This window comes from Acinetobacter sp. UBA3461, assembly GCF_002381195.1.
Taxonomy (GTDB): Bacteria; Pseudomonadota; Gammaproteobacteria; order Pseudomonadales; family Moraxellaceae; genus Acinetobacter; species Acinetobacter schindleri.
Genome location: NZ_DFRO01000036.1, coordinates 23,552 through 39,110 on the forward strand (window position 1 = coordinate 23,552; position 15,559 = coordinate 39,110).

Genomic DNA, 15,559 nt, shown 5'->3' on the forward strand with positions numbered 1-15,559 from the left:
CCTAAAGCAGATTAATTAGTTAATAAATTAATTGATCAATGGCCTGATAGTATAAACCATTCGCCCTTCAACCACTTCTATCGCAACCACTTCAAAAGACAACCCCATCGGCATGAGAACACCGTTACCAGCATTTAACATATCCAGATCGATACCCAAACCTTTAGCATTCTCAATCTGAATCACGATATCTGAAGCTGTATCAACCATCAGCAACGGCGCATTCAACTGGACTGTCTGCCCGATCTGATAAGCAGCTACTTGTTGAAGTGTCGCAGCACCCACTACAGTAGAAGTCGCATTGCTTGCCACAGATTGAATAGCTGCCATATCGGTACTAAGCCAGCGTTTAAGTACATCATCAGCCAGAGAGCTTGTAGCTGAGTTTAAATAGCCAGTCAGTGCGGCATCATTTCCTTGCACATAGTCCAGGAAGGTACGAATCGCACTTGGTCGGATACTTGGATCCAACGGAATAACTGTATTGGCCACCGTATCAAATAGATCCCGGGCTTTATCATCCATCGGAGCAAAAAGACTGGTGAGTTTTTTACTCGCCGTCCATTCAGCCTTAATGACTTCCTTTTGCTCGAGGAGATATTCCTTATCTAAACTCGAAGCACTGATCTTTTTATCCACCAGCGATTCAAGTTCACCAAACTGCAAAGGATGTGATGACCAATCCAATGCTTCAGCGACTTCTGGCAACTGATCATCAGGTGTAATGCCGTATTTCAATGCCTGCTTCTCGGTTAAGGCAATCACGGTACAGCGGCAACGAAAGCCCAACGGCGGGTAATGTTTCAACCAAAACGGATCATCAATGTGCCGAACAATCCGATTCAAAGCCAAATGACTTGGACGTACCCGACTATCATTGATCGCCGAGTACATCAGATATGATCGTTTAGCCTTGTTCCGCTGCTGCTGTTGCCACCGCCCATGACCGTACGCACTCTGGATGTTGGTACGAAAAACATTGTCCAGGTAATGCTTTGGCAGAATGATTTCAGATTCTTTAATGAGTTTCTGAAAATCTTTAAAGGTACCGCCGTCGGCAATCGACTTATTCACCGCCTTAATAACTGTCTCAATTTGCTCAAGACTCGATAGAAAGCTAACCGTGGTTGCCATCTGCCGGGTCTTTAGATCCATTGAGTAGAACTCATCAGGTAGTACGATCTTTTTACTGTGAGCGTACTGAAGTGCCTCAAGAAATGTGACTGGTTGCATGAGAGTTGATCTCTATTATGTGGCTTTTGAAAGCAAACCAAGCTTTGATTAGTTCTTCAGCTTTATTTTGACCAAGCTTCACTTTTCTTCTCTCACCCACACCCTTGATGCCGATGTATGTGTCTGAAATACGACCCTTGCTATCAAATTCAACATCCGTGATTTCTGACAAATCTATCGCAAAGCCTTCTATCAAGAACAATTGACTACTCATCATTTCCCACCTTGCGCTGTTACATACCCCAACACATCTGCAGCATACAAAGCCTGATCCAGATTGGCCGTGAACTGTGTCTGAGTTGCATCAGGTATTAATTGCATCAAGTTATAAGCCAAGCTTTCTGGACCATCAGACTTGAACACCAATTCCTTGACCTGATCTGGTTTCAGTAGCTGCAATTCATCCTGGCCATCAGTCAGCTCTTCAACTTCCTGTTGCTCAGGTGAAAGCTTGTTGGCTGAGGCCTTAAAGTTGAATGCCTGACGTGGTAAGGCCGTGAATTGATTAAACTGCTGTGGTGCTGGTTCGGTCAAATCTTCATCCTGCAATCCATACTCACGAATGAAGTAGGCATTTGAGAGATTAGCACCTGCATTTTTAAGATGAACATCGCGCTCAGCCTGATCTTTATTCAGTGGTTTGGGTTTCTCACCAAGCATCACCTTGTATTCACCCCACTGATTCAAGGCACACAAAGCATCAACCACAGCCTGTAATGTTGGCGTAACTAATCGAATGTCAGACTTAAGTTTATCCATCCGCACATTTTCATGCACTTGGCCAAGGCTGTAACTTCCCTTTCCATCCGTTCCACTGGTAAGTGTCTGCCCTAATACAACTTTCTGGATCTGGCGAATCAGCTGATTATTGAACGATTCGAATGCTGCACCTGCTGAACCGTTTGTTCCTGGTGCAGAAAGGATTTGAACATCATCCTCTACATCAATTGAAAGTACGCTTTGAGCATGAGCATTTAATAGCGCTCGGCTCATATCCTCGGTATCAGTGTCTTTGCACTTACCCAATAGTATTGGCGTCCCAAAACGTTCTAAGAATTTAGCCCAGAACTTGAAACCGTTTTGCTTAAAGAAGAATAACCAATACAGTGTGGCTAATAATGCTTTACCGTATGGCTGTTCGTATGTGGCTTTACGACGTGTTAAGAAGAATTTGAATGCTTGATCTACTTCATGTTCGGCGACCATTCCTTCTGGCCGGTAAATCAAACGACCATCATTCTTAGGCTCAAACCATTGCATTGGCTTCTCACCAATCCATTGAATACCCACATAGCCTTCTGGCTTTAGCTCATATACAGCTTCTTGAACCGAATAACCGAAGAACAGTGCATGCATGGCAGCAGTCGCAATTTCATGGAACCATTCTTTCAGGATGAGATTCAGCTTTTCCGCTTCATGCGTATCATTTGGTTCAATTCGCAACGGCGTTGCTAATAATGCGTCAATCCGTGTCTCAACTACTTGAGCAATCTCATCATCATCTAACAACACACGCAATTTATGACGAGTAATACCAGCCTTACGAAGTACTTCATCCGTATCAGGCTGTTTGCCAAAATTCACCAAGAACTGAGTAACTGCTTCTTGAGTGTATAGATTGCCATAAGACAAAGCCTTCTTTGACGCTTTGTCTTTTTTAGACTTTGCCATGTGTTTTCCTTTTAATAGGTTCGACTACCTGCACCTGCGGGTTTTTTCGGAGTTCTAGCTTCATTCAGCTCGTTAAAGGCATCACTACCAGCATCCACCTGGTCATCATATTTACCATTCGGAAAGTTTCGTAATTCCTCAATGAAGGGCTTATTCCAGTCACCACGAAGCATTTTTACATTGCCTACGTTGACTTGAGCTGCAAATGGTTGAGCACGAGTAATCTTGTCACCCGATACCGTTTCGGCCTTTACGTTGAAACCAGATAGTTTTGTAATGAAGTTCTTTGCCTGGGCTTTACCAGCCTGCCCCGGATCTTGAGGTAAGCGAATTGCTACAGACTTACCATCCAACTCCGCAGTTTGCTTAATACGTTTCTCAACGCCGTCCGGTCCAAGCTGTGCATGCTGTACATCCACAATATAGATATAACCATCACGGCTTTTGGCCTCACGCACACCTGCTGTGAAGTCACCTTCATTTTCAGAAGATGCCAGATCCCAAGCACGTACCTGATGAGTGATATCCGCAGGTAATGCATCCACAATTTCAATATGGTCGGGCTTAAAAAAACCACCGGCTGGTGGTGATGGTCGTTGACGATATTGGCCGGCAAAAACATACGGAGCTGCCAGCTCCATTCTTTCAAGCGTTTCAATGTTATGTTTAGCCGGCCAGAGTGCTGAGCCATCATCCTGGATTGCAGAAAGGCATAAGTGTTCCCATTCTTCACCATTACCGCCGTCAAGCAGCCAGCCTGCCAAATCTTCCTCATGCAAACGCTGCATAATGACAATGATTGGTGTATCTGGTGAGTTAGTACGAGATTCTAATGTGTTCTGAAACCATTCAATCACGCCTTTACGGATCGTATCGGAACGAGCTTCACTGGCTTTATGTGGGTCATCGATAATGATTGCCCCACCAAATGAATCTCGAAATTTACCCGCACCAAATCCCGTAATCGTACCGCCTGTACCTTGTGAATAGCAGACACCACCTTTTACAGTGCGCCAGTCATCCTTGGCTTTACTATCCTCACGTAATGCGAAATCAGAAAATACACGTTTGTATGCTTCTTCCTGTACCAAATTTCGCGTCTGGAAGGCGTTATTGGCTGCAAGAGTCGCTGAGTAGCTGACATGAATAAACTCACTATCAGGCGCTTTCCCGAAACACCAAGCCATAAAATTAATCACTGCAAGCTCAGTTTTAGAATATCGGGGTGGAATATTAATAATCAGTCTTTTGGTTTCGCCCCGATACACCTTCATTAGTGCATCACATACCACACGGTGGTGCCAGTTATGCAGCCACTTGTACTTACGCCGTTCTTTAAACATATAGCGTGAAAAGAAATACAAATCCTCTTGAGCTTCAATCTGTATGGCTAGTTCACGTGCTGGGTCAGTATTCATCTAAGACCTGCTCCCTTGCTTTCAGGTAGCTATCCGTAGGTACATTCTGATTGATGGTTTCTATTGGCTTACCATCTTTACCGGTGATTTCCTGCTTTGTCACACGACCATCGGTTTCTTGAAAGGCTTGCTTGAGCAGGTTTTGCTTTGCACGTTTGTTCCGACCAGAATCCTCATACATTTTTTGAAGTTCCATAAGGCGAAATGCTTTGTTAGCAATTGCTATATCCTCAATATTTTCCCGAAAATCCTTTCTAGTACGTTCAAACAATTCCTTTAGTTTTTTACTTAAGTTACGTCCAGCCACCTTAGTTGGATCGTAAAGTGCGACCTGCTGCCTGGTGATTTCAATCTTATATTCTTGCTTTACAGCTTCCACTACTTGTTGAGGAGTTTCAAAGCATGCAAGAGACTGAACTATAAACATTTTTACAGGCTCTTTTAGTGCTGCCATAAACACCTCTTTGTATAGCTACGTATAGCAAAATAGGTAAAAAAATTTAGCCGATGACACAATTCCCACAACACGCAGCCATACTTTTTTCAGATACAAACGGCGCATTCTTAGCAATTTCAACGAGACGTTTCACCGAATCATCAGCTCCCCATCGTTTAGTTTCACCAAAGAACACTTCCACATCATGGCCAGCCAGGTAATGTTTAGGCAGTCCGGTCATATCGCTATAAATAATCTCACCATCTTCATCACGCTCAACACCGATGTGATATAGCTCATGTTCAATCAACCGGCAGAAGTCACGATCTGAAGCTTGTTCACAATAAGTGGCATCAATGGTGATGAGGTATTGAGGTACAAAGCCGAACCAATCCCGCATCTGCTGTTCCTGGCGTGCTTTCTTCCAGCCACCCTGGTTAAACATGACCTTTTCACACTGGCCCAATACCATCCGTTTTTTCGCTACGGCGGCAGATGATGCCCAGGCGAACTCAAGGAACTCTTCATTGTCGTGAAGTAGCTCAGCTATATGGTCATGATCCGGGTTATGAAGTTCACCACCTAAAGTAAGCCAATTTGTAATGACCCATTCTTTAAGCTCTGGTGCTGGTGCCAAGCGAATAGCTTCCTCTTCCTCAGCTCGATCAATCAGATCCGACGGCGGGAATGGTCTGAATTGTTGTTCCATGTGATGCCTTTAAATCTCGCAGCCATCTTGTGGCAATTGCATAATGAATATCGCTAATCTCAAAACGTATAAACCGATACCCCATTTCTTCAGCATGATCGTATTTGTCGACACTCCACGCCTTATTTGCCAGCTTACCTTTACGGCCACCGGACCATGGACCACCTGCAATTTCAATCAGCATTCGGTATTCAATAAGGTGCAGATCAAAACGCCAATGCTTAGTGCTTTTAAAATGGAAATATTCTTCATACTTGATTTCCATGCGATCCAAGATTTCTTTTAATCGATCGAATGCTTCTAAGTACCGTTCACCAGCTTTTGGTATTGGTCTATTGCGAGGTTTGTTCTTGATTGGTCCTTTGTCAGTTAGGCTCTTATATTGTTTAGGATCCATAATCTGTATCCATTAAAAAACCTCCCGAAGGAGGTTTTATTTGTACGTTTGCCCTATTAGATAGATTATTGAGCTTATAATTAAGATCGCCAATAAAGTTACCAACATTTCAATTTTTGTCATTAGAGAATGCCTTAGCTTCATATCTAATGATAGTTATAAAACTAATTAGTATCTAAAACAATAATAAATAAGAATAATTTTAGTATTCTAGATATTCATTTTATTACAACATCTTTCTAAGATTTTGGATTCGTTGTTTAAGTTCAATCATGATTTCATCAATCGCAATCATTTGATGACGCTTAAGGCCAGAACGACTGAGGTTCTGATACTTAGACAGCTCAGCACTGCAAAATTCTAAGTCTTGTTTAGCTTGTACTTTGTCTGTCATGGGTACCACCTATAAGAAAAAGAAAAGCCCCTCAACATTTCTGCAAGGGGCCTTGATTGCTGTAATACGTCCGGCTATTAAGTGACTTAAATCTATTAGTACAGGATCAAATTGTATATAAGCTGATACTGTTTTTAATATTGCTTAATGCCAAATAATTTTCGTTGTCTTTCTAAACTAACTATATTTACGTTAATACTGCCAAATACCTTATTAATTGCTTCAATTTGTGAGTTTAATTCCGATCCTGGTCCTGTCCATACTGCATTAGTTGAAGACGTTGAATATAAAAACTTTCCTGTCTCTTGAGCTAATTTAAGATCAAAGAGTCTAATATTTAGTGCTGTAGTTGCAATCCCACCACCATCATGAGTAAAAGTTGTACTAGCCACCTCAATACCAGCATTCATGGTTTTTAAATAATTGCAGGTAAGTGCATACCCCCTAAAATCATACTTATTCTTATGAATCATATCATTTAGATCACCAGGCACATCATTTCTTGTTGCGATAAAGCATTCAGTTGCGTATGCAGATCCTAATGGATATAAACACAAAAGCGCTGCAATAAGTTGTGATTTCATAAATAAGACTCTTTGGCTTTTCATTCATTTAAGACACTTTAACAAATTATCGTATACATCACGTGACAATAAATTACAAACTACTAAACCTGAATGGAAATAGTTATAGATGGACTATTTCAGTTCTTTCAAGCAATCTCGACACACTTTAATTTCTTCAACATCAACCGTGTAATCAATCTCAGTCGCAGCGTGAAAGCCAAATAAACAGAATATGAATTGGAGCATGCTTTTCTCCAGACAAAAAAATACCTCCTTTAAGGAAAGGAGGCAGAAACTTGAAAAAGAAACTACAGCGATAGAATCTGGGCTGAATTATATACTTAAAAATATTATATACAAGACTGTATTATTACTTTTAACTTTCAAATAAAAAAACCTGCTTAGCTGGAGGGCTAAACAGGCAGGATTTAAATCATCTTTTATTTGTTGTCGTAACATTCTAGGAATGAACACAAGATATCATTTGCTCATCATAACTAAGTATAAGAAATATATGCAGAATGTTTTAACACGTAATAATTAAGTTATATTTATTAATAACTTGATCATCATTTAATCAAAAAAGATCACTTAATAATCAATCTTTTTTTATCTGGCACGCCATGTAGGACTCGAACCCACAACCATTGGTATAGAAAACCCATGCTCTTTCCAGTTAAGCTAATGGCGCAGGGTGGCGGCATTAATTTAAAAACCACTAGAAATTAATGAAACCGCCATAATGCAAAAAGCCCACCTTTCGATGAGCTTTAATCGCTAGTGTACCCGACTACTCAAGCGCACTATACCTGAAATATGCCATATCGCGGTATACCGGTCAATACCTATCCGATTTTTAATTGATTTTCACGCGAATGGATGAAATGACGACCACAATTAATCATCATGTGAGCGATTGGCTTGCTCTGATTCGTCATGGTCGCCACAGCACTTAAACTACGATTCTCCACCTTATGCTTCACCAGACACATCACTGCATACTTAGCCGCATAATCCACCGCATCAGACTTAAAGATACCTTTCAGTAGATCCTGCACCTGATCAGCTTCAAAATCACTAATTTCGCACTTGATATAGCACTTCGAGTTACGTGTAGTTTTATCAGCTTCACGAATCAACCAGTAAATCTGGTTTACGTGTAACCCATCCGGTAAATCACCACCCTTCATGCGAACAGTTTCACACCATGCCCCAAACTGCTCCAACCACCCATCAATGTTGTACTTCGTCCAATCCATTACTTGTGTTTTCACTATCGCATTCATCCCCAATCCCCTACCATTTTCTCTATCTGCTGGATCGCATGACCTGACTTCACTTGATCCGTACTAAACCGTATTACCTGATAACCCATCATCGTTGCTGCGTTATATTTTTCTATGTCACCGATATACCCCTTCCCCCTTGTATGACGCCCGCCATTCCAGATCCCACCTTCGACCTCTATCAATATCTTTTTGCCTATTAAGTGAAAATCAGCTCTCCACTTACGCTCTGGGTGAAACTTAAATTCTTGCTCAAAATCTATTTTTAAAGTCTTTAGTTCTCTGGCCAGCTTTGCTTCAAACTCATTTGGTATTTTTTCGCTTTTCACCTTAGGGCGTATAGATCGCCCTTTCGATCTGGTGGCTTTAACCAATTTTTTGTATTCAGCGAGTGAATAAGCTCTCAATGCTCAATTCCCTTTGCTAAATCCAAAAATAATAATTTGGCTGTTTCGGTTAACGTAAACCCCTGTGGTATTTCTCCGTCCTTGGCCACTAATCCCCATTCAGCCAACCCATTTAGATAACGCTGCAGGCTTCGAATTGAAATTCCCATATTAGGTTCAATCGCGGTATGAATTTGTTTGATAGAGATACGGCCTTTGTGTGAAGACATGATTTTAAAGATCATCAAATGCATGTAGGTTCGATCTGCTTCAGTCAAGCTGCATCTCCTTTCAACACACCGCTAAATCCAACCTGCTTCAGGTAGCTTTCCCATTTCTTGGCTTGTTCAGGTTTCTCAAGTTTTACTGCAATGCGAGCAGCGAGTTTTTCATAAGATTCCCCTGGTTCGGCGTACTTGCCAGCAAACCCTGGATGGTTAGCGAGTTTTTGAGCAAAGGTTTGAATCTGTTTTTCAGTCAGGTGTTTTGGTTCTGCAGAAGCATTTGATTTCTGATGACCATTCGAATTTGAGTACTTGGTGCGATATGCGTTGATTAACCAGTCTGCAAAATGGAAATTCATCAGTTCATCACAGAGATTCTTTCCAGCGTTGTAAATTTCAAATGCACGTTTTTCACGTTCACCCCAAGTTGCGTTTATGAGAATTTCAAAATCCAAATCGGGATCAGCCAGAAAAATTTCTTCACGAAGTCTTTTGAGGCAAAGCCATCCTTTTTTATTTTTAGATTCTAATGGGAGATTCATTGGGAGATTCTGTGTCCCGTTAACGGCACTATTCAAAGTCCCGTTATTGGCACTATTCAAAGTCCCGTTAACGGAATCATTCCGTTTTTGGTACTGTTCCGTTTCCGGTACTATTTCAGATAAATTTTTTTCCTGTAATTGTTCCGTTTTTGGCATCGTTTCCCGACCATTTACGCCATTTAATCGATAGACTTTTACACGCCTAGTCGAACCTTTTCGTTCACCGGTGTCTGAGATCAGGTGATCTCCCAGAAGCTCTGCAATAATCTTAAGTACGGTTTTACGCTCAAGACCGGTATCCTTCTCAAGGCGTTGCATACTTGGGTAGCAGCAATGGTCTTCACCGGCACGATCAGCCAATGAGAGCAGAATGAGGCGTTTCAGAGGCATACGGCAGCCTCCTTTCTTTTCACTCAGCTCTACTCTCCAAGCCCAGTTTGTAGCATCTAAGCTCATATTAATTCCCGTCCCGGTTGGTGTTACTATCCTTCAGTGGTTTTACATATCCACCAAAGGTTTCAATCGAATTTGATTTGATCAGACTTGTAATAATCTGGTTGGCGTAATAGATGGTGATTCGAAAGCGTCTGGCCATAAGCTGTGAAAGTTCTACCTTGGTCACTGCAGCATTGTTTTCGTCATACCCTTTCTTACGCAGACTAAGTTTCTTTTGCTCATAGAGCTCAAGCAAAATATGAAGTGAAGGTTCATAAAATGACTGAATATGCTGTTGCTCTCTATATTCTGTCTGGGTTGGAAAAAGACTATTCATTATGAGCATCCTCCCCCGTATAACTCATCTACAAGCCCGTCAATTGCTACAAAGAAATCTACCCCTTTGACATATGCATCATCTGGTGCCAAGCCTAGGTCAAACTCACGTTTTTCAATTTCCTGGATTAATGCATTTTCAGCAGGTTGCTCTGAAAGATCCTTAGATTTGTCAATGCATTGATACTGTGCTAAATTTGATTTCATGTTCAAATCTTTTCTCCGATCGAATTTGAATTAAAAGCCTGAGTTCTGACCTCAGGCTTTTTCTCTTTGTAGGATTGATAAATACTTTGCACACTCACCTTTCATGGCTTTACGCAAAGACTGAATCTTGTGTTCGATTCCTTCCAGGATGCGATCTGTCTCATCCATTTCAGTAGGCGTAACCACACCATCTTCCAAAGCAGATAAAACCTGTTTATTTGCTGCGCCATTGCCAACATTCATGCCGAGCAGTGATTCAAGAACACCTAATTGATGATCTTTTCCTTCCGCCTGTTCTACTGGCATTAATGCAAAACCTAATTTGTGAGCCCATACCTTTAACGAGGCCGGGTTCTGTGTATATGTCAGCATTACTTCAAAAGCTTTCAGGCTTGGTAGATGGTTTTCCATGTTTGGATTTGCATAATTCAAAATCGTGTTGTGTGATACCCCAACAACATCAGCAATTTCTTTTGGTGTGATTCCTTTCGACTGGTGCACCATTTTGTGCAAAGCAGCTTTCGTCTCTTTTGAAATATCCATGTGAACACCTTGATTACTTTCACGTTTATTTGAGTCGTTAATTAACTAATAATTGGTTTAACAATGGTTTTTTTGGAGCAATATCTTCACAACGTTAAGCAAAACCCACGAAATAACTTAAGCAACTTTTTTACTGTGCTTGATAGGTTTCTTACCGTTCGCCAAATCTTTAATTTGGTACTCGCGTGCTAAAGGGATTTTGCTTTCATCCCACTGGCTTATAGCGTTGTGAGTAATCCCTAACTGCTCAGCAAGTTGAGTAACCGAACAATCTAGGAGCTTTAGCGCTTCTGACTTTGTCATATGAGAAATACCTTAAAAAGTAACTTAACTTACCTTATTAAACAGCATAAAACTTACCTAGTCAAATGGTAAGATTCCTTACATATCAGAACGGCTTAAAATCATGGAAACCTTAGGCTCAAGGCTTAAAACTTTAAGAAAAAAGAAAAAACTCACTCAACAACAAATTGCTGAAGCAATTGGTGTTTCTAAAACCTCAGTCATTTACTGGGAAAAAGATGATAATGTGCCAAAGCATGAAAGCCTAATCGCTTTGGCTGCTGTATTAGCAGTTGATACTAATTACCTTCTTTACGGGAAAGGTAATGCTATTGTGGAATCTAATATCTCTGCCCCTATCCCACTTGCTGGCCGCCTAATTCCTGTCATTTCATGGATCCAAGCTGGAACATGGACAACTGTCGATTCAGTACCTGAAGGTACACAGTTTGATGAGTGGCTACCTCCTAATCCGAAATGTGGAAAGAATGGCTACGGCCTCGAAGTGGTCGGTGAGTCCATGCTCCCTGACTTCCGTCCAGGCGATAAGATTTATGTGAATCCAGACTTTCAACCAGACGGATTAAAGACTGGTGATTTAGTGATTATGTCTTGTGAAGGTGAGGCAGAAGCAACTTTCAAAAAGTTAATTGTGGAAAGCGGGAATATGTATTTGCAACCGCTGAATCCTGACTGGCCAGAAAAAACGATGCCATTAGTAGATGGGTGTAAGCTGGTTGGAAAAGTAGTTGGGTTGTATAGGGATGTTTAAAAAGTAAGTCACAGGTGACTTGGGGTATTAAGAATGCAAATGATCGAAATCAATTCCCACAGGATCAGTCATGTGTTTTACCAGCACCACTTGTTGACTGTAGTGCTTCAGACGGGCGAAAGATTTCTATATCGTCTACTCGAATCCACTACTTTTGCTAAATTTATGGATTCGACTGATAAAGACAAATTTTATAAAACTGAAATTGAAGCAAATAAAGAATTTAAGAGAATTCGGATTTTGGGGTAATGAGGACAAACTATGGATCTAAGGTAGAACTTTTAAGTGCTTAAAAAATTATCCAAGGTCATACATGTGCACTAAAGTAAATGGACTTTTTAGTCCATTTAAATTGATACTGGTCCTTTCTTACTCAAATATTAATCTCAAGATTTATTAATCACCAACAGTTTACTTAATTAACCAATTTCTCTTGCTTGGTTAAAGATTTATGTGTTATTTTCCGACTAAGTTAAAGTTGGATATAAGCATTAATGGAAAAATTGCTCAAAGAGAAAATTATAGAAACACTCTCAACAGAGTTTAAATCATCCGATTTGGCTCATTTAGTCAGCTGTCTATATGAAAGTATTGCTGGTGCTACAAAGTTTGCTGTAGAGCTTTGCCCTACCAAGGAAATACAAAAACCATTTCTTGGTCAAGCGGAGCATTTTTGTATACAGCAAGCTGTTAAAACAGCAGCAGATCATTCAGGATTTGATTTTGAATTGCGAGAAACAAACCCTCAAGGCGCTCATTATCCTATTATATCTTCGAACTCCTTTATGATTGCTGTAAGAAAAGCATCTACGCCAGCTTCATGGGCAAAGACAAACTACATTAGAGAGTTATCGACATTAAACTTAATTCACGAGGAAAGTCATAGTGATTTGTTTAAACGGTCTTATCCAGATAACCTAAACACAATGTTTATGATCTTGAGTGTATATATTTCATCTGATCAACACGTTGATGCCACATTGCTAATTCCAAGCTCGGATCTAAAAAGGGTTCACTTTGCAATCCCATTAGATAAAGTTATCGAAGCTTCAGCCTCCTTAACTAAGAACAAAGTTGTTGAACCTGTTGTTAAATTAAAAAAGCAATTATCAGAGTTGGATAGCCCTAATATTGTTCAGCAAAAATTTGGTAGTTAAAATGAACGTCAAATTCAATCCTTTAAGATTAATTGAGGCTCGCGAAGCTAGAGGGATAAAGCAAACAGCCCTCTCCTCAATTATTGGATATTCCACAACCTCCATTTCGAAATGGGAAAATGGGCATATTGAGCCTGACACACAGTCACTTGATGCCATTTCGAGTGCCCTAGGTTTACCAATGGAATGGTTTTTTCAACCATCTCTTACTGCTTCTTCTGTCTATCACTTTAGATCACAATCCGCAGCGACCAAAACTGCTCAAGAAATAGCAAGAATTAGGCTTAGATGGACAGCAGAGTTTGCTAATAAACTTGTTGAATGGGTTGATTTACCAGAAGTAAATCTAATTCCATCACCATCTAGGGAGAATGCGTTAAACCTTACAAATGATGAAATTGAAGCATATGCCCAAAAGCTTCGTGAACATTTAGGTTTAGGTGTAAACCCAATACCCAACCTAACTCAACTCTTGGAAGCATCAGGTATTATTATTGTTTGCGAGGAATCAGGCTTTACTAGCATGGATGGTGTCTCTGCATGGATTGATGGAAGACCTTATATTTGGACTGCATCGGATAAAGCTAGTTGTGTAAGAAGTCGTTTTGATATAGCTCATGAACTTGGACACATTATTCTACATAAACATCTAACTGCTGAAGATTGCAACTCAATAAAACATAAAAAAATTGAGGATCAAGCCCATCTTTTTGCAGGCTGTTTTCTCATGCCAGCAATAGCTGCATCCTCCTTATTTCGGGTGATAACACTTGATACACTATTAGCTCAAAAGAAAAAATGGGGAATATCTGTAGGAGCTATGATTTCACAATGCTCTAATGCAAACCTCATTAATGAAGAGCAGACTTTACGATTAAGAAAAAACATGAGCTTCAGAAAATGGAGGACAAGAGAGCCTTATGATGATTCCATGACACCCGAGAAACCAATTTTATTTGAAAAATCTATAAAATTATTACTTGAGCATGGTGGATTTAAGAAAACAGATATCATCTCTAGATTTGGATTACCTAGAGTTGATATTGAAAAATTAGCGGCATTACCCAATGGATTCCTAAGCGATAATACTGATCAGGAATTGGTTCAACTGAGGAGAACAAACCTTAAAATTGTTTAACGGTTATTAAATAGCCTCTCCTCCGCTAAATCAGCGGTTTTATTGTGCCTAATAAAACCCTCAAACAACCCACCCCAGCGGTGGGTTTTATTTTAAATAGCTACCAAGACAAAATAAGAATACACCTGGCAACATACATAAGAAGCCAGCAGCCTGTGCATCCATATAATTCTTGATCTTTTGATGCAAAATATGAGGTCCGAAAATAATCCCTGCAAAGCACAATATAAACCCTGTAATTATTAAAAATGATGACATGTTCCTACCTCTTTATTTTTCTTAATTTTATCCTATTTTATACAGTTTTTCTTTTTCTCAGACTGACTTATAATTCAAAGTCCAATAACAATAAAACTATAACTATGAAGCACATCACGTTTATCACCCTACTCTTGTCTTTAGCTTTTACCGGCTGCCAAAAGCAACCAACTGAAGACATAGATCCAATCACCTCCACAGCAGCTCTTGAGAACTCAGATAATATTCTTAGTAAATACATAGAAAAGTTAGACTCAGAGTTCACCACTCAAGATGTGCGGGTAAAGATCTTATGCAGAGACTACCCACGCGAGTATGAAAAAAACTATATACCTAACTTGTTGAAGCTCTCACCCGGTGAATACTCTGAAGTTGCACTTTTGGCTGATATGGATTTGGTTTTGGATCACTACAAAGAGAAAGATGCTATTCAGTGCTAAAGCTTTCTTACTTCTGAAATATTAAATCTTTATATTGGATTTAAGGCCTCTCATGACCAGGTCTGTAATAACAAAGTAAAGCATCACTAACCCGCTTTCCGCGGGTTTTTCTTTATGTAAGGTAAGTGTAACCTTGTCTTTAAATGTTACATTATAACAATTAGTATAAAGATACCTATGATTCATAAACAGAAAGGTAAGTCTTAATGAAATATTTGATAGGCGCAGCATTGTTAGGATTAGCAATTACTGGCTGTACTTCAAATCCAAAAAACGAAGTGGTGCAAGAAAAAGTTGTGAGCAATACTCCAACTGAAACTCAGGTAATTAATTTTACTGGTCCAATGGATCTTACAGTCGAATTGAAATCTTCAGATAATTTTGAAACCGCAGAAATGACAGATAATTCTGGCAAGGTTTATCACCTTAAGCGAGCTATTTCAGGAAGTGGTATGCGTTTAGCCAATAATGATGGTGTTTCAATTCACTTCAAAGCTGGTGAAGGTATTGTAGAGTTTATGAAAGACAAACCTATCAGTATTACTGAATACAAAAAATAAGATTTACGCTTTAAGATAACCCACCCCAGTGGTGGGTTATCTTTTTATTATATGAAGTAATATTCCTATTTATTAGCCGATGGAATTTCTAAAAATTTTAAGTAAAGTGAGTTAAATTTTTGAATAATTAGTGAGCTAATCAGTTTAAAATTATAATATATGACGCTGT

The 15,559-nt window shown here is 39.9% G+C and carries 23 protein-coding genes and 1 tRNA gene; 6 read left to right on the forward strand and 18 right to left on the reverse strand.

Annotated elements, in window-relative coordinates; translation table 11 throughout:
• Window positions 1–27: 27 nt before the first annotated feature.
• The 18 genes from B3D47_RS09960 to B3D47_RS10045 form a co-directional block, all read right to left on the reverse strand.
• Window positions 28–1,233: a phage minor head protein gene (locus tag B3D47_RS09960; protein ID WP_286861807.1), complete on the reverse strand. Its 1,206-nt coding sequence runs from the start codon at window positions 1,231–1,233 to the stop codon at window positions 28–30.
• Window positions 1,211–1,447 (reverse strand): hypothetical protein, encoded by a 237-nt coding sequence (locus tag B3D47_RS09965; protein ID WP_286861809.1) that lies wholly within the window; start codon window positions 1,445–1,447, stop codon window positions 1,211–1,213. The genes B3D47_RS09960 and B3D47_RS09965 overlap by 23 nt, the downstream gene beginning before the upstream one ends.
• Window positions 1,447–2,904, reverse strand: a complete 1,458-nt coding sequence (locus B3D47_RS09970) for a phage portal protein family protein (RefSeq protein ID WP_286861810.1) — start codon at window positions 2,902–2,904, stop codon at window positions 1,447–1,449. The genes B3D47_RS09965 and B3D47_RS09970 overlap by 1 nt, the downstream gene beginning before the upstream one ends.
• Before the next feature lie 11 nt (window positions 2,905–2,915).
• Entirely contained in the window at window positions 2,916–4,322 is a 1,407-nt protein-coding gene (terL, locus tag B3D47_RS09975; protein WP_286861811.1) for a phage terminase large subunit, read from the reverse strand.
• Window positions 4,312–4,776: a DUF2280 domain-containing protein gene (locus B3D47_RS09980; RefSeq protein WP_286861813.1), complete on the reverse strand. Its 465-nt coding sequence runs from the start codon at window positions 4,774–4,776 to the stop codon at window positions 4,312–4,314. Before B3D47_RS09980 ends, terL begins: the two co-directional genes overlap by 11 nt.
• 46 nt (window positions 4,777–4,822) lie before the next feature.
• Window positions 4,823–5,467 (reverse strand): putative metallopeptidase, encoded by a 645-nt coding sequence (locus B3D47_RS09985; protein ID WP_286861815.1) that lies wholly within the window; start codon window positions 5,465–5,467, stop codon window positions 4,823–4,825.
• Window positions 5,424–5,864, reverse strand: a complete 441-nt coding sequence (locus B3D47_RS09990; protein WP_286861817.1) for a hypothetical protein — start codon at window positions 5,862–5,864, stop codon at window positions 5,424–5,426. Before B3D47_RS09990 ends, B3D47_RS09985 begins: the two co-directional genes overlap by 44 nt.
• 226 nt (window positions 5,865–6,090) lie before the next feature.
• Entirely contained in the window at window positions 6,091–6,258 is a 168-nt protein-coding gene (locus B3D47_RS09995; protein ID WP_286861818.1) for a hypothetical protein, read from the reverse strand.
• A gap of 134 nt (window positions 6,259–6,392) precedes the next feature.
• Window positions 6,393–6,842 (reverse strand): hypothetical protein, encoded by a 450-nt coding sequence (locus B3D47_RS10000; RefSeq protein WP_286861820.1) that lies wholly within the window; start codon window positions 6,840–6,842, stop codon window positions 6,393–6,395.
• Between the two features lie 596 nt (window positions 6,843–7,438).
• Window positions 7,439–7,515: transfer RNA gene (locus B3D47_RS10005), tRNA-Arg, on the reverse strand.
• Between the two features lie 154 nt (window positions 7,516–7,669).
• On the reverse strand, window positions 7,670–8,110 hold the full coding sequence (locus B3D47_RS10010; protein ID WP_286861821.1) for a hypothetical protein: 441 nt from the start codon (window positions 8,108–8,110) through the stop codon (window positions 7,670–7,672).
• On the reverse strand, window positions 8,107–8,517 hold the full coding sequence (locus B3D47_RS10015) for a DUF559 domain-containing protein (protein ID WP_286861823.1): 411 nt from the start codon (window positions 8,515–8,517) through the stop codon (window positions 8,107–8,109). Before B3D47_RS10015 ends, B3D47_RS10010 begins: the two co-directional genes overlap by 4 nt.
• The gene (locus B3D47_RS10020) at window positions 8,514–8,774 is read right to left on the reverse strand and encodes a hypothetical protein (RefSeq protein ID WP_108619712.1); all 261 of its coding nucleotides are present in this window, start codon (window positions 8,772–8,774) and stop codon (window positions 8,514–8,516) included. Before B3D47_RS10020 ends, B3D47_RS10015 begins: the two co-directional genes overlap by 4 nt.
• Window positions 8,771–9,718, reverse strand: a complete 948-nt coding sequence (locus tag B3D47_RS10025; RefSeq protein WP_286861826.1) for a helix-turn-helix domain-containing protein — start codon at window positions 9,716–9,718, stop codon at window positions 8,771–8,773. Before B3D47_RS10025 ends, B3D47_RS10020 begins: the two co-directional genes overlap by 4 nt.
• A 1-nt stretch (window position 9,719) precedes the next feature.
• Window positions 9,720–10,034: a hypothetical protein gene (locus B3D47_RS10030; protein WP_108619710.1), complete on the reverse strand. Its 315-nt coding sequence runs from the start codon at window positions 10,032–10,034 to the stop codon at window positions 9,720–9,722.
• Window positions 10,034–10,240, reverse strand: a complete 207-nt coding sequence (locus tag B3D47_RS10035) for a hypothetical protein (protein ID WP_108619709.1) — start codon at window positions 10,238–10,240, stop codon at window positions 10,034–10,036. The genes B3D47_RS10030 and B3D47_RS10035 overlap by 1 nt, the downstream gene beginning before the upstream one ends.
• Before the next feature lie 51 nt (window positions 10,241–10,291).
• Window positions 10,292–10,783: a phage regulatory CII family protein gene (locus tag B3D47_RS10040; protein WP_286861828.1), complete on the reverse strand. Its 492-nt coding sequence runs from the start codon at window positions 10,781–10,783 to the stop codon at window positions 10,292–10,294.
• Window positions 10,784–10,900: 117 nt separating this feature from the next.
• Window positions 10,901–11,086 carry a Cro/CI family transcriptional regulator gene (locus tag B3D47_RS10045; protein ID WP_253169498.1) on the reverse strand — a complete coding sequence of 62 codons (186 nt, stop codon included), beginning with the start codon at window positions 11,084–11,086 and terminating at the stop codon, window positions 10,901–10,903.
• A 103-nt stretch (window positions 11,087–11,189) separates the two neighbouring features.
• Between B3D47_RS10045 and B3D47_RS10050 the strand changes: the two genes are divergently transcribed.
• From B3D47_RS10050 to B3D47_RS10075, 6 genes are all read left to right on the forward strand, one after another.
• A complete protein-coding gene (locus B3D47_RS10050; protein ID WP_286861832.1) occupies window positions 11,190–11,837 on the forward strand; it encodes a LexA family protein in 648 nt (215 codons plus the stop codon).
• Window positions 11,838–11,870: 33 nt separating this feature from the next.
• Entirely contained in the window at window positions 11,871–12,086 is a 216-nt protein-coding gene (locus B3D47_RS10055; protein WP_286861833.1) for a hypothetical protein, read from the forward strand.
• 245 nt (window positions 12,087–12,331) lie between these two features.
• Complete coding sequence (locus tag B3D47_RS10060) at window positions 12,332–12,994, forward strand: hypothetical protein (RefSeq protein ID WP_286861835.1); 663 nt, start codon at window positions 12,332–12,334, stop codon at window positions 12,992–12,994.
• Between the two features lies 1 nt (window position 12,995).
• The gene (locus B3D47_RS10065) at window positions 12,996–14,132 is read left to right on the forward strand and encodes a helix-turn-helix domain-containing protein (protein WP_286861837.1); all 1,137 of its coding nucleotides are present in this window, start codon (window positions 12,996–12,998) and stop codon (window positions 14,130–14,132) included.
• 362 nt (window positions 14,133–14,494) lie between these two features.
• Complete coding sequence (locus B3D47_RS10070; RefSeq protein WP_286861838.1) at window positions 14,495–14,830, forward strand: hypothetical protein; 336 nt, start codon at window positions 14,495–14,497, stop codon at window positions 14,828–14,830.
• 206 nt (window positions 14,831–15,036) lie between these two features.
• Entirely contained in the window at window positions 15,037–15,390 is a 354-nt protein-coding gene (locus B3D47_RS10075; RefSeq protein ID WP_286861840.1) for a hypothetical protein, read from the forward strand.
• Window positions 15,391–15,559 lie beyond the last annotated feature (169 nt).

Coding starts and splice junctions, on each gene's coding strand:
- B3D47_RS10055 (WP_286861833.1), top strand. CDS start 11,871: ATGCAAATGATCGAAATCAATTCCCACAGGATCAGTCATGTGTTTTAC.
- B3D47_RS09990 (WP_286861817.1), bottom strand. CDS start 5,864: ATGGATCCTAAACAATATAAGAGCCTAACTGACAAAGGACCAATCAAG.
- B3D47_RS10060 (WP_286861835.1), top strand. CDS start 12,332: ATGGAAAAATTGCTCAAAGAGAAAATTATAGAAACACTCTCAACAGAG.
- B3D47_RS10035 (WP_108619709.1), bottom strand. CDS start 10,240: ATGAAATCAAATTTAGCACAGTATCAATGCATTGACAAATCTAAGGAT.
- B3D47_RS10040 (WP_286861828.1), bottom strand. CDS start 10,783: ATGGATATTTCAAAAGAGACGAAAGCTGCTTTGCACAAAATGGTGCAC.
- B3D47_RS10045 (WP_253169498.1), bottom strand. CDS start 11,086: ATGACAAAGTCAGAAGCGCTAAAGCTCCTAGATTGTTCGGTTACTCAA.
- B3D47_RS10065 (WP_286861837.1), top strand. CDS start 12,996: ATGAACGTCAAATTCAATCCTTTAAGATTAATTGAGGCTCGCGAAGCT.
- B3D47_RS10000 (WP_286861820.1), bottom strand. CDS start 6,842: ATGAAATCACAACTTATTGCAGCGCTTTTGTGTTTATATCCATTAGGA.
- B3D47_RS10075 (WP_286861840.1), top strand. CDS start 15,037: ATGAAATATTTGATAGGCGCAGCATTGTTAGGATTAGCAATTACTGGC.
- B3D47_RS09965 (WP_286861809.1), bottom strand. CDS start 1,447: ATGAGTAGTCAATTGTTCTTGATAGAAGGCTTTGCGATAGATTTGTCA.
- B3D47_RS09980 (WP_286861813.1), bottom strand. CDS start 4,776: ATGGCAGCACTAAAAGAGCCTGTAAAAATGTTTATAGTTCAGTCTCTT.
- B3D47_RS09970 (WP_286861810.1), bottom strand. CDS start 2,904: ATGGCAAAGTCTAAAAAAGACAAAGCGTCAAAGAAGGCTTTGTCTTAT.
- B3D47_RS10070 (WP_286861838.1), top strand. CDS start 14,495: ATGAAGCACATCACGTTTATCACCCTACTCTTGTCTTTAGCTTTTACC.
- B3D47_RS10025 (WP_286861826.1), bottom strand. CDS start 9,718: ATGAGCTTAGATGCTACAAACTGGGCTTGGAGAGTAGAGCTGAGTGAA.
- B3D47_RS09960 (WP_286861807.1), bottom strand. CDS start 1,233: ATGCAACCAGTCACATTTCTTGAGGCACTTCAGTACGCTCACAGTAAA.
- terL (WP_286861811.1), bottom strand. CDS start 4,322: ATGAATACTGACCCAGCACGTGAACTAGCCATACAGATTGAAGCTCAA.
- B3D47_RS10050 (WP_286861832.1), top strand. CDS start 11,190: ATGGAAACCTTAGGCTCAAGGCTTAAAACTTTAAGAAAAAAGAAAAAA.
- B3D47_RS09995 (WP_286861818.1), bottom strand. CDS start 6,258: ATGACAGACAAAGTACAAGCTAAACAAGACTTAGAATTTTGCAGTGCT.
- B3D47_RS09985 (WP_286861815.1), bottom strand. CDS start 5,467: ATGGAACAACAATTCAGACCATTCCCGCCGTCGGATCTGATTGATCGA.
- B3D47_RS10030 (WP_108619710.1), bottom strand. CDS start 10,034: ATGAATAGTCTTTTTCCAACCCAGACAGAATATAGAGAGCAACAGCAT.
- B3D47_RS10010 (WP_286861821.1), bottom strand. CDS start 8,110: ATGAATGCGATAGTGAAAACACAAGTAATGGATTGGACGAAGTACAAC.